At 63.9% G+C, this 12,976-nt stretch carries 15 protein-coding genes; 5 read left to right on the forward strand and 10 right to left on the reverse strand.

What is annotated here, in order from left to right; translation table 11 throughout:
• Positions 1 to 153: 153 nt before the first annotated feature.
• Positions 154 to 456, reverse strand: a complete 303-nt coding sequence (locus CFB49_RS36105; protein ID WP_143329350.1) for a hypothetical protein — start codon at positions 454 to 456, stop codon at positions 154 to 156.
• Between the two features lie 40 nt (positions 457 to 496).
• Here CFB49_RS36105 and CFB49_RS36970 point away from each other — a divergent pair, with 40 nt between their 5' ends.
• Positions 497 to 1,048 carry an RES family NAD+ phosphorylase gene (locus CFB49_RS36970; protein WP_249190599.1) on the forward strand — a complete coding sequence of 184 codons (552 nt, stop codon included), beginning with the start codon at positions 497 to 499 and terminating at the stop codon, positions 1,046 to 1,048.
• Here CFB49_RS36970 and CFB49_RS30615 read toward each other — a convergent pair.
• The 8 genes from CFB49_RS30615 to CFB49_RS30645 all read right to left on the reverse strand — a co-directional run bounded on the left by CFB49_RS30615 (position 1,009) and on the right by CFB49_RS30645 (position 8,574).
• Positions 1,009 to 1,995 carry a terpene synthase family protein gene (locus tag CFB49_RS30615; RefSeq protein ID WP_089493250.1) on the reverse strand — a complete coding sequence of 329 codons (987 nt, stop codon included), beginning with the start codon at positions 1,993 to 1,995 and terminating at the stop codon, positions 1,009 to 1,011. The genes CFB49_RS36970 and CFB49_RS30615 overlap by 40 nt on opposite strands.
• Positions 1,988 to 3,070, reverse strand: coding sequence for a Rieske 2Fe-2S domain-containing protein (locus CFB49_RS30620; RefSeq protein WP_089493251.1), 1,083 nt, complete (start codon positions 3,068 to 3,070; stop codon positions 1,988 to 1,990). Before CFB49_RS30620 ends, CFB49_RS30615 begins: the two co-directional genes overlap by 8 nt.
• Positions 3,071 to 3,084: 14 nt before the next feature.
• Complete coding sequence (locus CFB49_RS30625; RefSeq protein WP_089493252.1) at positions 3,085 to 4,128, reverse strand: Rieske 2Fe-2S domain-containing protein; 1,044 nt, start codon at positions 4,126 to 4,128, stop codon at positions 3,085 to 3,087.
• Between the two features lie 39 nt (positions 4,129 to 4,167).
• A complete protein-coding gene (gene ispH, locus CFB49_RS30630; protein ID WP_089493253.1) occupies positions 4,168 to 5,121 on the reverse strand; it encodes a 4-hydroxy-3-methylbut-2-enyl diphosphate reductase in 954 nt (317 codons plus the stop codon).
• A 53-nt stretch (positions 5,122 to 5,174) separates the two neighbouring features.
• Positions 5,175 to 5,984 carry a squalene/phytoene synthase family protein gene (locus CFB49_RS30635; RefSeq protein WP_069617232.1) on the reverse strand — a complete coding sequence of 270 codons (810 nt, stop codon included), beginning with the start codon at positions 5,982 to 5,984 and terminating at the stop codon, positions 5,175 to 5,177.
• A 50-nt stretch (positions 5,985 to 6,034) separates the two neighbouring features.
• Positions 6,035 to 7,321, reverse strand: coding sequence for a 1-deoxy-D-xylulose-5-phosphate synthase (locus CFB49_RS30640; RefSeq protein WP_089493254.1), 1,287 nt, complete (start codon positions 7,319 to 7,321; stop codon positions 6,035 to 6,037).
• A gap of 31 nt (positions 7,322 to 7,352) precedes the next feature.
• The gene (locus CFB49_RS36530) at positions 7,353 to 7,520 is read right to left on the reverse strand and encodes a hypothetical protein (protein WP_176730156.1); all 168 of its coding nucleotides are present in this window, start codon (positions 7,518 to 7,520) and stop codon (positions 7,353 to 7,355) included.
• A 775-nt stretch (positions 7,521 to 8,295) separates the two neighbouring features.
• The gene (locus CFB49_RS30645; protein ID WP_069617234.1) at positions 8,296 to 8,574 is read right to left on the reverse strand and encodes a hypothetical protein; all 279 of its coding nucleotides are present in this window, start codon (positions 8,572 to 8,574) and stop codon (positions 8,296 to 8,298) included.
• A gap of 62 nt (positions 8,575 to 8,636) precedes the next feature.
• Here CFB49_RS30645 and CFB49_RS36535 point away from each other — a divergent pair, with 62 nt between their 5' ends.
• The 4 genes from CFB49_RS36535 (at position 8,637) to CFB49_RS30665 (ending at position 11,761) form a co-directional block, all read left to right on the forward strand.
• Complete coding sequence (locus tag CFB49_RS36535; protein ID WP_069617235.1) at positions 8,637 to 9,032, forward strand: hypothetical protein; 396 nt, start codon at positions 8,637 to 8,639, stop codon at positions 9,030 to 9,032.
• Between the two features lie 304 nt (positions 9,033 to 9,336).
• On the forward strand, positions 9,337 to 9,654 hold the full coding sequence (locus CFB49_RS30655; protein ID WP_089493705.1) for a co-chaperone GroES: 318 nt from the start codon (positions 9,337 to 9,339) through the stop codon (positions 9,652 to 9,654).
• A gap of 80 nt (positions 9,655 to 9,734) precedes the next feature.
• Positions 9,735 to 11,357: a chaperonin GroEL gene (gene groL / locus CFB49_RS30660; protein ID WP_089493255.1), complete on the forward strand. Its 1,623-nt coding sequence runs from the start codon at positions 9,735 to 9,737 to the stop codon at positions 11,355 to 11,357.
• 116 nt (positions 11,358 to 11,473) lie between these two features.
• Positions 11,474 to 11,761, forward strand: coding sequence for a hypothetical protein (locus CFB49_RS30665; RefSeq protein WP_069617242.1), 288 nt, complete (start codon positions 11,474 to 11,476; stop codon positions 11,759 to 11,761).
• Positions 11,762 to 11,926: 165 nt separating this feature from the next.
• Here CFB49_RS30665 and CFB49_RS30670 read toward each other — a convergent pair whose 3' ends face one another.
• Entirely contained in the window at positions 11,927 to 12,835 is a 909-nt protein-coding gene (locus tag CFB49_RS30670) for a manganese catalase family protein (RefSeq protein WP_089437593.1), read from the reverse strand.
• Positions 12,836 to 12,976: the final 141 nt, after the last annotated feature.

A 12,976-nucleotide genomic window follows, 5' to 3' on the forward strand; every position in this document is an offset into this window, starting at 1 on the left:
CTCGAGCATCTGTCGATTAACCGGTGAAAATATGTGACGATACGTTGGACTGTGTCGTGGATGCGGCGGCCATCGGCTACGCGGTACGTAACCGGTGTTGCGCGGGCGGCGAGTAACGCGGCACGCAGATCGCGTCCGCTTTTTAGTGTCTATTTAGTGTTCCGGTGGGGACACGCTGAACCGAGTTTGAGGGGCCGGAGCGGAAAGCCGTGCGGGTACTGGCTCACGGCGCGGGCACGATTCAGAGTTAAATGAATCGTGATGATTGGGATGTACCGTCGAGGTGCGCTGGAACGTGCCGAAGCGCCGGCTGGCTACGGGCCATCGAGCGGGTGAGCCGCCGATGTTGGCCGAGCATCTGTTCGCGGCGCGGTTTTTATTGTCTTTTGAGTGTTCGTCGAGCCGCGTGGCGAATCCGGACTTTGGCTTGCCGGTCGAATCGGACAGGGCGTCCATTCCGAGCTGTCCTTCGACGTGCTGGGCATAAAGGAGGCCTGTGTCGCCTGAGGCAGCTTTTGTCGGTGTGTGCCAGGCAGCGGCAGAAACGTTGCCGAGAGAATGGGATGCGGCGGCACTGCAGGTAGCACGGCAGTTCGCCGATGCATGGCTGACCGAATCGAGGACAGCGCGCCGGGTCATCCCTTCCGTCGTCGTCCGGGCAGAGTTCAACGTGCGGGTGAATCCGGCACGTCCTGACGCGGCGCGAATCGTCGTGGCAGGTCCTCAATCCGTGGTGTGGGACGAACGCCTCCTTGTCCTGCCCCCGTCCGGGCAGTCATGGAGCCTCGATGGCGGCCCGCGCCCGAGTTGTCACGATGGCACGATTGTCGGCTCAAACTCGGATTGCGCACAACGCGTGACCGCCACTGCCGGCGCCGCAGGGGAGTTGACACCGACGTTCGCGATACGACGTGCGGTGACGATTTTATTGCGCGGCACGCAGGTCCGTGATGTCGTGACAGTGTTCCGATTCCGCGTCGGTGCCGACCTCTGCTTCGAGGCTGTCAATCAGAACTCATCGACCACCCGATATCGGTTGATCATCTGATACCACTTCCACGGCCCCGACATCATGTATTCGAAGTCGGTGGCGAATTCCCGCACGCCAGTGTCCGGATGATGGCGCAAGCTGCTGCAGAGATCGGCCGTCTGCTGCATCTTTTCGCGGTGCATGTCGCAGGCGCGTTGGATCGCGTGTTCCGCGGATATACCGTATTCGTGAGCCAGCACATCCACGACGTTCCAGCGCAGTTGCCGGGGCGATTGCGCATCGCGCAAGTAGCTCGCGATGTCGTTGTCGATTCCGTACAGAAAATCGCCGAGCAGGTTCAGCTCGCGCAGCGCGGGGCTGCCCCAATGTGCGCTCGAAATCGGTCGGTCGCTGCCCATGTCGATCATCGACGCGAACAGGCTCGACCCGGCCGTGTTGCCGCGGATCACCAGGAAATCTTGCAGCGTGGGCATGGTTCCCTTGACGCGGTAGCCGAGTTCGCACCCGTTGCCGTGCAGCCAGCGCAGGATACCCATGTCGAATCGGTAGAGTTGCTCGCCAGTGGCGATCTTGTGCAGCCGAAGCAGGATGTCCTGCAACGCCACCCAATACGGTTCCTGAACGTCGAGGGGCTGCTGTGGCGCATCGGCGATTTTTTGGAAGCGGGCGAGGTTGGCCGTCGTTTGCGAGAAATTGCCTTGGCTGGCCGGGCCTTCGAAGCCGGACTCGTCGAATTGCAGAATCCATGTGCATAGATGGCCCGCGGGTTCCAGCGTCTCGAACGGCATGCGCGGATAGCACAGGGATGTCAGCAAGCCCGTTTGCGCCGCATGGAACAAGGTCCACTCGCGCTCCGTCCGTACCAACCCGAATTTTTGGACCCAGGCTTCGATACTCGCGTCGAGTCGCGCGCGCATGGGATTGACGTCCTGCAGCAGCGGGCAATAGCGCTCGGGAATCACCAGGGTGTCCGGCACTGGGGTGAGCTGGCGCGGATCATTCATGGGCGGCACTCCGGGATGTCATGCGGGCGGGTTCGATGCGCGGGACACCGGGCCTGTTCGTCGTCACGCTGTCGACCGTCTCCATTTCCGACGGATAAAACTGCGCCGCCCATTTCCGATATTCGAGGACGGAGCGATCCATGGGCGTGGTGGCAGGGTGGGGCCGGTGAGTCTTGTAGTCCCAGATGCGCTTGTCGCGCATGTTCTGCATGTGAAACCACGGTTCATAGAGTCTGACGACGAGGGTGTTGAGCAGCAGGCGAAGCAGGCGTGGGAGGGCATCGAATGCAGCGATGCGGGCGACATGACTCCATCTGAGCGTCCATTTGGCCGGCTCGATCTGGGTGAAAGCGCCAAGCGTCCGGATTTCCAGTCCGATGCCGGGAAATTCGAGTTCACCGATCAGATAGCCAATGCCATACCAACTGGCGCGGAAGTTGAACGGCCACCGGTTCTCGTACATCGTCTTCGTGTAGGCAACCATAATGGGGCCATCGATCGTGACCTCCGGCATGACGGGCGCGCGGAAGTGATGAACGTGCGCCATATGGCCCATGTCGGCGCCGTTTTCGGCCGAATCCTGCATATGTCCTGCGATGACCGTACAGCGGTACACGGTGCGGGAGAATTCCATGCTGTCGAAGGCCGGGATCTCCCACATCGGTGGATTGCCGTCGAAGTCGTACCAGACCCACGCCATTCCGCCGGTTTCACGCAAGTACCATCTGCTCAACCGCAGACCCGGCGATGGCGGTTCGTTTTTCGGGCGCAGGCACGCGCCATCGGGCCCGAACGCATAACCGTGAAAGGGGCAGACGAGGTTTTCGCCCTTCACTTTGCCGCCGTGGCCGAGGTGCGCGCCGAAATGCGGGCAATACGAATTGATTGCGTTGAGCACGCCGGATCGAGTCCGGTACAGCACGATTTCACCGTCGGCGAGCGGGAAGGTCCGTACCGTCCCCGACTTGACGTCGTGGCTGTAACACACCGCAAACCAGCCCCTCGGATACGGTTGGACGCTGCGCTTTTCGACCGTGACACAACGATGCTGGATAGGCATGGCCGGATAGTTCATCTCGTCTCTCCCGTTCAGGTTTCGTTCACGCGCTCGAGGCCTCGACGGCTATCGGCGACGGATTCATGGGGCGGGTAGAACTGGGCCGCCCAGCGTCGAAACGCCATGATGGGGCCGTCGCCGGGCACCAGCCTGGCTTCATGGTTGTAGCGACGGTGATTCCAGATCTTGATGTCGTTGCCGATCTGGTATCGGAACCACGCCCTTAGCGCCAGCACCAGCGTATCTTGCAGCCCGCGTCGCAGCGGGCCCGGCCACCGGTCGAGCGCGTCGACGTGAATGAAATTCAGTACCCGGGCGCGCCATTCGAGCGGTGCGGTCGGGACCGGGCAACTGAGCACCTTCAACTGCACGCGCAGCGTCGGCACGTCGATTTCGCCGATCATGTATCCGAGGCCGCAGTACGTGTTCCGGAAATGCAGCCACTGGCCGGAAGCGTGCGTCGTGATCTCGTACGTCAGTCTGGGGCCGGCGGCGCGAAAGGCACTGACCTGCGCGTCGGCAAACTCGTGAACGCGCACCAGATGCAACCTGTCGATGCCGTTTTCGGCGATGTCCTGCACGTATCCGGGAATGTCGAAGGTGTTCCGGTCCGCGCGGGAGAACGTCCGGAGGTCGAGCTCCGGTACATCCCATGTGGGCGCCCGGCGTTCGGCGTCGTGCCACACGAATACCACGCCGTTGACTTCACGCAGCGGCCATTCGGTCAGTCGGGGGCCGCCGTGCAAGGGCGGGCTGTCTCGATCCGGCTGGCATTGTCCGCCCGGCGCAAAGGAAAGCCCGTGGTATGGGCAGACGAGATGTTCGCCGTCGACCTTGCCGCCATGGCCGAGATGGGCGCCCAGATGCGGACAATACGGGCTGATGGCTTTGGCGGCGCCGGACTGCGTGCGGTAGACGACAAGTTCGCCACCCATGAACGGAACGGTCTGTACGCGGCCTGGTTTGAGATCGCGGCTGAAGCACGCGCCGAACCAGCCGTTCGGGTAGGGCAGCGGACTGCGCGCATCCACCACGGGGCTGTGTCGGGGCAAGATCGGGTAGGTCGGATTCCGCATGGGGCATCTCCGAATGCGACGGTTGCGCCGGGCCGCGCGTCAGGTATGCAGCGTGACCGCCGATGCGGTACCGGGCAGCAATTCGGTCGGCAGCGGAAAGATCGCTGTTTCACGCCGTCCGGACAGGGTTTCGATCTCCAGCGGCGTGTACGTTCGCAGTACCGCAATCACCTCGTCGACCAACGTTTCGGGTGCGGATGCACCCGCAGTGACGCCGACGGTTCCGATGCCCTGGAACCACTGGCGCCCCAGTTCGCTCGCATCGGCGATCAAGTGGCTGGGGATGCCCGACTCGAGCGCGATCTCGTGCAGTCGAACGGTGTTCGAGCTGTAGCGGGCGCCAATCACCAGCATCAGTTCGACTCTGCGGCAAAGCTCGCGTACGGCCGTTTGCCGGTTCTGCGTGGCATAGCAGATGTCGTGGACATCGGGGCCGACGATGCCGGGATAGCGCTGTTTGAGCGCGGCGATGATGTCGCGCGTGTCGTCCACGCTGAGTGTGGTCTGCGTGATATAGGCCAGCGGCGCGTCGGCGGCAAACGGCAGGGCTGCCACATCGGCCTTGCTTTCCACCAGGACCGTCGCGTCCGGGGCCTGGTCCAGCGTGCCGACGACTTCGGGGTGTCCGGCATGCCCGATCAGCACGACGGTCTTCCCTTGCGACGCATAACGCCGGGCCTGGACGTGGACCTTGGCGACGAGCGGGCAGGTGGCGTCGAGCACATGCAAGCCACGCTGCCGCGCTTCGGCCTCCACCTTTTGACCGACACCATGCGCACTGAACACGGCCACCGCTTGCTCGGGAATGTCGGCGAGGGACTCGACGAAGACGGCGCCTTTGCGCCTGAGGCTGTCCACGACTCGCCGGTTGTGGACGATTTCGTGCCGAACGTAGACGGGAGCACCGTATTTTTCCAGTGTGCGATCGACAATGTCGATCGCGCGTACGACTCCGGCGCAGAAGCCGCGAGGTTCGGCAAGGATGACGCGCATGTTGAAGCCTCCGGGAAAGCGCGATATGGCGATAAACGCGGAACGTGGTGCCGTCATGGTCGACCGGCGAGTCCATCCGCTGCCGCGTAAGCGCGTGGTTCGCTGCCGGCGTCGATCGCTTGCTTCAGATTCAGCGCGGCGTGCCGCGCAGCGATCAGCGGTTGTTCGCAGAAGCTGCGCGCGGGGCCTGGTGGCAGCGCGTCCAGATACGCCTGCGCCAGTGCGAGTTCTCGCCCGACATAACCGAGCATCTCGCGCAAGCCCCAGCCGTGTGGCCAGAAATCGACCCCGCGCCCGGTGTCTTCGTCGCGATCGATCAGGATGTTGACGGCCTGCAGCGCGCGGCCGTATCCGATGGCGTCGGTACGGTTGGTGTCGGTGTGATTGAACCAGCCCCACAGATCGCTGAGTAGCAGTACCAGCGTACCGGCCACTGCATAGGTATACCGGTTCAAGTCCTGCTCCGTCCGGATCGCGAAATCCGATTCGACCCAATCCGCCATTCGCTCTGCCATGACGGAAAACGTGTCGAGTACGCGAGGCGCGATGTCGATCGGCGCGAGCGTGACCCATTGGCCCAGTTGCAGCGAAACCGGTGGGAGAACGTCTTCATAGCCTTCGAATGCGGCCTGAAAATCCGCTGGCGAGAAGTGGGTTTGCAGAATGGCGCTGACACGCCGAAGCAGGCGAGCCCGGTCCGCGGCGGCCATGGTCGGGTGATCCTCGATTTCATCGATGCCGCGCATGCACAGGTAGGCGCACGACGCCGCCTCGTTCAACCTGGGCGGCAGGCCGACTACGGGCAGATACCACGTCTTGCTGTACTGCCGGATCATGTCGTGGGCTTTCGAGAGCGGAATCATCTTTTTCTCCCGGTGGGAAAGAAAGGTTGCGGGCCAAGGGGGCGGCAGGGCTAGGACGCCAGGCTCATATGCGTCATCGTTCGGGGCGAACGACAAGGGGCGACGGCTTCACTGAAAAAACGATCGATGGATTGCACCAGCCCGTCGACATCGAGGCCGCAGGCGGCAAGTAGCATGGCCGGGTCGCCATGTTCGACGAACTGGTCCGGCAGGCCGAGTTGCAATACGGGAATCGGCACACGCTGCGCGGCCAGCGCTTCGAGGCAGGCGGAACCCGCACCACCGGCGACGCAACCTTCCTCTACCGTGACGAGTACGTCGTGCTGGTCGGCGAGCGTACGCACGAGATCAATATCCAGCGGTTTGATGAAGCGCATATTTGCCACCGTGGCATCCAGTTGCTTGCCGGCTTTCAGTCCGGCCTCCACCATGGAGCCGAAAGCCAGGATCGCGATGCGGGCGCCCGGTGGCTGTGATGAGGTACGTATCACCGCGCCCTTGCCGATCGGTATGGGCTGCATCTGTTGAACGGGCGGCACGCCGGGGCCGCAGCCGCGCGGATAGCGCACGGCCGCGGGGCCATCGTGATCGAGCGCCGTATGCAGCATCTGGCGGCACTCGCTTTCGTCCGCCGGCGCCATGAGAACCAGATCCGGGATGCATCGCAGGAACGCAATGTCGAACGCACCCATGTGGGTCGCGCCGTCCGCGCCGACGATGCCTGCCCGGTCGATCGCAAACGTGACCGGCAGACGCTGGATCGCGATGTCGTGGATCAACTGGTCGTATCCGCGCTGCAGGAACGTCGAGTAGATCGCTACCACGGGTTTCAGTCCGTCGGCCGCCAGCCCGCCGGCGAACGTGATCGCGTGCTGCTCGGCGATGCCGGCGCTCAACGCGCCGTCGCCGATCACCGCCACGCAATGCCGCGCTTCGCCGTTGATCCGGGCGGCATGCGCCATGCCGAGCACGGCGGAGATCGACGTGCTGGAGTGTGCGGTGCCGAACGCGTCGTACGGCGATTCGCTGCGGCGCGGAAAACCGGAGATGCCGCCGCTTTGGCGCAGTGTCTTCATCGCCTCGCGCCGACCGGTCAGGATCTTGTGCGGATAGGTCTGGTGCCCGACGTCCCAGACGATGCGATCGCGCGGCGTATCGAATACGTAGTGCAGCGCGATGGCCAGTTCGACGGAGCCGAGATTGGACGCGAGATGCCCGCCGGTGGCGGCGACGCTGTGCAGCACGAAATCGCGCAGTTGGGTCGCGAGGTCAGGCAATTGTGCGCGCGCGAGCTTCCTGAGGTCGGCCGGCGCGTCGATTGCACTCAAGGCATCCATGTGCGTATTCCGGGGTGATAGGGGCGGTGGGTTATGTCGATACCGACAGGAGCGCGGCACGTGGCTGGAGCACGGCGTCATCGAGCCGAACGCGCGCGTGAATTTCGCGAAGCAGCAAACCGGGCTGGTGCATGTGGGTTTGGGTATCGGTTTCTACCTGCGCGTCGTTTTCGTGCGCCTGAATCAGTATTTCTTCCATTTACTTTCGCCTAAATGGATTCGCCATTTAAAAAATGAAGCGCCGCGTCGAAGGTGGAATTCGATTCGGTAGGGTGCAGCGCAATGCGACAGATTTTCCTTCGAAAGCGGATATTGAATTACCGCGATCAACATGAAAGCGAAGATTGCGTTCGTGCGATTATTGAAATGGAAGGCGTGGCGAGTCGAAACGAGCCATGTCATTACCCATATGCAGAGCGCCCTCCGATGACGCTGCCCCGTTACGAACGAAGGCAGGCAGGCGGTGGTTGCTGTGCACGTTGTAAATCAGGAAGTGTTTCCGTCAAGCAATGAATGCCGAGCCGGAACGATCCGCGCCGGCTCTTTAGTAGAATTTATGTTTGGTTAAATCTAGGAGGGCGATTCGTGAATGTCAAGAATTGCACCTCATCTGTTTTTGTAATAGTGGATCGAGAAACGCATGTGGGATTTATTATGTTGATTCCATTTTTTTGGAATTTTATACAATTTCTGGGTTAGGTGAATATTGCGAAACGATCGCCCGGTTCGGGAGACGGCGTGGCGGATCCCTACGATCGACAACCTGGCGCGCGGTAGCCGCACGTCGCGTGCAGTTTTATCGCGACAAGAGGGTATCGACTGTGCGGGCATGTGCGGCCCGACGCTTTTTGCAAGCCACTTGGGGGTGATCGAGAAGAGCAAGTTCACCGAAGAACAGATCACCTGTGCGTTGAGGCAGGCCGAGCTGGCACGACCGCGTGCGCGTCGGTCGCCGAGTCGGCGACCGAGCCGCGTCATCCGGCCTCGTCCGATAGTGCGACGGGCGCTTCGCCTTGACCGCCGCGCTTCGCTGTCACCCCATGGCTCCGGCGGGAAGCGATGTCGCCCCCGAGCGCATGGAGAATCGATCGGCCTTTCTTCGTCAGATACGCGCGTCGGCGGCCGGGTGCGCCATGTTCGAGCATGACGAGCTGCCGTTCGAGCAACGCATCGAGTTCGGCGCGATTCATGTCGAGCTGATCCGGCGCCTGGCACACCAGCATCAGCGTCGCGAATTCGTGCGGGCTCAGCATGGCCGTCCCCCGTCGCGCACGGCACTGCCAATAGCGGGCATCACGCGGAAAAACGAAATGGGGTGCTGCACGCTTCCAAGCGCGGCGACCCGACGGCGCGGCAGCTTCGGCTGGCCGATCGCGGCGGGTTGGGCCGCGCCGCGCAACGCGAATGGCTTGCGCGCAGCACGTACGCGAGCGCCGATCGGCGCCAGGCGACTCGTACCGTTGCGCGCTGTCCGCAGGCCGGCCGGCAGACCCGTGACGACGCGGGCGGCGCGTCGTGGTCGGCGGCCGACCCCCGGCAGCCGATCGAAGAGAAGGAAAGGATCGTTCATGATTCGCTCCCGGTTGAGCCTCGCACGGAGGACGAACCGGACCACGCGCTCCAGTTCGTCGATCCGCGAGAGGCCTCGCTGACAAACAAATCGAAACACGCAGCGCGTAAGCCGCGGCTGCTTGAGCGATACCCAAAATAGGATGGGAAGCGCGGATTTCAAGCGCCGCCTCCGTGACGATTCGCGTGGGCTGTGCGGCGGCCGTCGGCGTCGTGTTGCCGCTCGTCACGGGGGCGTCGCGAGACAACCGCCGATCATCAAACAGGCGTTTCCGCGCTGAAACATCTTGTTACAAACGTCCTTTTCTCACCCCCTTGAAGCGCGCTTCCCGCGCCACTATTTCGCTTTTCGCCAATCGACGGCACGCCGGCGCAGCGCAGCCCTTGCGCATGCACGCGCCGGCGGATTCCCTTTTCCAGGTGATCTCATCGCTCAGGAGATGAAAATGCAGATTCGTCCCCTCTACGACCGGGTTATCGTCAAGCGAATCGAACAGCAGCGGACGACGGCCTCCGGCATCGTGATTCCCGATTCGGCGGCCGAACGGCCCGAGCAGGGTGAAGTGATTGCGGTCGGCAGCGGCCGGCTGCTCCAGGACGGCTCGCAGCGCCCGCTGCAGCTCCAGATCGGCGACCAGGTTCTTTTCGGCAAATATGCAGGCCAGACCGTGAAGGTGAACGGCGAGGAACTGCTCGTGATGCGCGAAGAGGACGTCATGGGCGTACTCGAACCCGAATCGCCGGCCGCCAGGAAAGCGGCCTGAATGTCGATTCGACCGCGTCGCACGGGTGACTGCCCGATGCGCGCGGCATCCCGTTCAACGACTGTATCCGGAGCAAGAACATGACTGCAAAAGACGTGAAATTCCGCGACGGCGCCCGCCAGCAGATCGTCAAGGGCGTGAACGTGCTGGCCGACGCGGTGAAGGTGACGCTCGGCCCGAAGGGCCGCAACGTCGTGATCGAACGCGGCTTCGGCGCGCCCGTGATCACGAAGGACGGCGTGTCGGTCGCGAAGGAAATCGAGCTGAAGGACCGCTTCGAGAACATGGGCGCGCAGATCGTCAAGCAGGTCGCGTCCAAGACGGCCGACGTGGCCGGCGACGGGACGACCACCGCCACCGTGCTCGCGCAGGCGATCGTGCAGGAAGGCATGAAGCACGTCGCGGCCGGCATGAATCCGATGGATCTGAAGCGCGGCATCGACAAGGCCGTCGGCGCGGTGCTCGACGAGTTGCGCAAGCTGTCCCGGCCGATTTCGACCCACAAGGAAATCGCGCAGGTCGGCGCGATTTCCGCGAACTCGGATGAGGCGATCGGCAAGATCATTGCCGACGCGATGGAGAAAGTGGGCAAGGATGGCGTGATTACCGTGGAGGACGGCAAGTCGCTGGAGAACGAACTCGACGTGGTCGAAGGCATGCAGTTCGATCGCGGCTACGTGAGCCCGTATTTCATCAACGATCCGGCGAAGCAGGCGGCCTATCTCGACGATGCGCTGATTTTGCTGCACGACAAGAAGATCTCCAGTGTCCGCGACCTGCTGCCGATTCTCGAAGCGGCGTCAAAGGCCGGCAAGCCGTTGCTGATCGTCGCCGAGGACGTCGAAGGCGAGGCGCTCGCGACACTCGTGGTGAACTCGATGCGCGGCATCCTGAAGGTCGCCGCCGTCAAGGCGCCGGGCTTTGGCGACCGACGCAAGGCCATGCTCGAGGATCTCGCGATCCTGACCGGCGCGACGGTCATCTCCGAGGAAACCGGCAAGCAGCTCGACAAGGCCACGCTCGAGGATCTTGGCAGTGCGAAGCGTGTCGAGATACGCAAGGACGATACGATCATCATCGACGGCGCGGGCGATGCGGCGCGCATCGACGCGCGCGTGAAGGCGATTCGCGCGCAGATCGACGAAGCGACGAGCGACTACGATCGCGAGAAGCTGCAGGAGCGTGTCGCGAAACTCGCGGGCGGCGTGGCGGTGATCAAGGTCGGCGCGGTCACCGAGGTCGAAATGAAGGAGAAGAAGGATCGCGTCGACGATGCGCTGCATGCGACGCGCGCCGCGGTCGAGGAAGGCATCGTGCCCGGCGGTGGCGTCGCGCTGCTGCGCGCGCGCGCGGCGCTGTCGGACATCCGGGGCGCGAATGCGGACCAGGACGCCGGCATCCGGATCGCGCTGCGCGCGCTGGAGGCGCCGCTGCGCGTCATCGCGGCCAATGCGGGCGACGAACCGTCGGTCGTGGTCTCGAAGGTGCTCGAAGGCACCGGGAACTTCGGCTACAACGCGGCGACCGGCGAGTACGGCGATCTGGTGGACGCGGGCGTGGTCGATCCGACCAAGGTCACGCGTACCGCGCTGCAGAACGCCGCGTCGATCGCGAGCCTGGTGCTGACGACCGATGCGACCGTCGCGCAAGCGCCGAAAGAGGACAGCGCCGAGCCGGCTCCCGCGCCCGAGCTCGGCTACTGACCGGCGTCGCAGGCCCGCCTGCGATGGTCGACCAGCCGCTGGCCGGAGCGGCTTTTGCCGGCGCGCGCGACAGTGGGGACGCGCCGCGCCGTTTTTTCATGTTTGCGAGACCGACCATGAAGCTCGAACTTTCGATCGATTCCCGGCCGCTGAACGTCGAGATCGACGACGTGATCGCCGGCCTGCTCGCCGCGCGGCTCGGCCTGCCGCCGGACGGCGACCATCGCGTCGCGATCGGCCGCTACCTCGGCGACGCGGCGGGGCCGTGGACGCTGGATGACGACCATATGCGCAAGCGCGTGATGCGCCGCCTGATTCTCGACATCGCCGATCCGACGCTGGTCATCCAGTACCTGATGGCCGACCAGACCGACCAGGCCGGGCCCGGCGAAGCAGGCGCCTGACGTGCGCTGAACGCGCGCTGGCGAGTGCAAGTGCGTGTGCGCGCCGCGCAGCGATTCCATCGAACGTTCGTCGCCCGCCGTGTCAGGCTGTCGTCATGTCATCCTCCATCGCAGAACGAAGCGACGCTCGAGGCCGCGCCCGAGCACCCGTCTTCGCGCTTGCGGTCAGCCGCCACCATCCGGCTTGCCGGGCGCGCGGCCCTGCGGGACCGGCTGGCCTGCACCCAGCTCGGCGCCGGTGACCGGGTCGCTGTTCGGATCGGACGCGAGCCGCTGCGCCATCGCGTCGATCGCGTCCACCTGCTGCGGCTCGAGCATCCCTTCGGCAATACCGGTGCCGCCGTCGACCGCCGGCTCGGCGTCGCGGATTTCGAGACCTTCGCCATGATTCCAGGGGCCGACCAGCGGCGCCGCGTCCGGCTGCATCCGGAAGTACACGCTGTCGTACGGCGCCTTCGGCGGCAGCTTGCCGGGCGGGAAATTCGCGGTGATCGCATACAGCGCCTTCTCGAACGACTTCAGGTGCGAGACCTCGCGCGTCATCAGGAAGCCGAGCGCGTCGCGAATGTCCGGATCGTCGGTCACGTTGATGAGCCGTTCGTAGATGATCTTCGCGCGCGCTTCGGCCGCGATGTTCGAACGCAGGTCGGCGGTCGGTTCGCCGATCGTGTCGATGTACGCGGCCGACCACGGCACGCCGCCCGAATTCGTCAATGGCGCGCCCGCGCCGTACAGCACCTGCGTCACGTGGCTGTCGTTGCCGGCGCCGTGCAGCTTGCGGTACAGCTCGGCCTGTTCGTCGACTGCTTCCGCGAGTTCGCCCTTCGCGCCGCGGTTGAGCATCGCGGCCATCGAGCCGATCACTTCGAGATGGCTCAGCTCCTCCGTCGCGATGTCGAGCAGCATGTCCTTGCGGCCGGGGTCCTCCTCGGTGATCGCCTGAGTGAAATAGCGCATCGCGGCGGCGAGTTCGCCCTGCGGGCCGCCGAACTGCTCGAGCAGCAGATTGGCGAGGCCGGGGTTCGGCGCGCCGACGCGCACCGTGTACTGAAGCCGTGTGTTGTGGATGAACATGGCATCTCCGTGGAAAGGGTTGCGCGACATTCGCGGTGGCGAACCAGCACGAATCGATCCCGTGGCCGGCCGACGATCCCGGGTACGCGGCGCGATTCCGGCCGGCGTGCGCTGAGCTGTGGGAGCGGCTTTCGGCGAACA

It is taken from the genome of Burkholderia sp. AU17457 (assembly GCF_002223255.1).
GTDB classification, from domain to species: Bacteria; Pseudomonadota; Gammaproteobacteria; order Burkholderiales; family Burkholderiaceae; genus Burkholderia; species Burkholderia sola.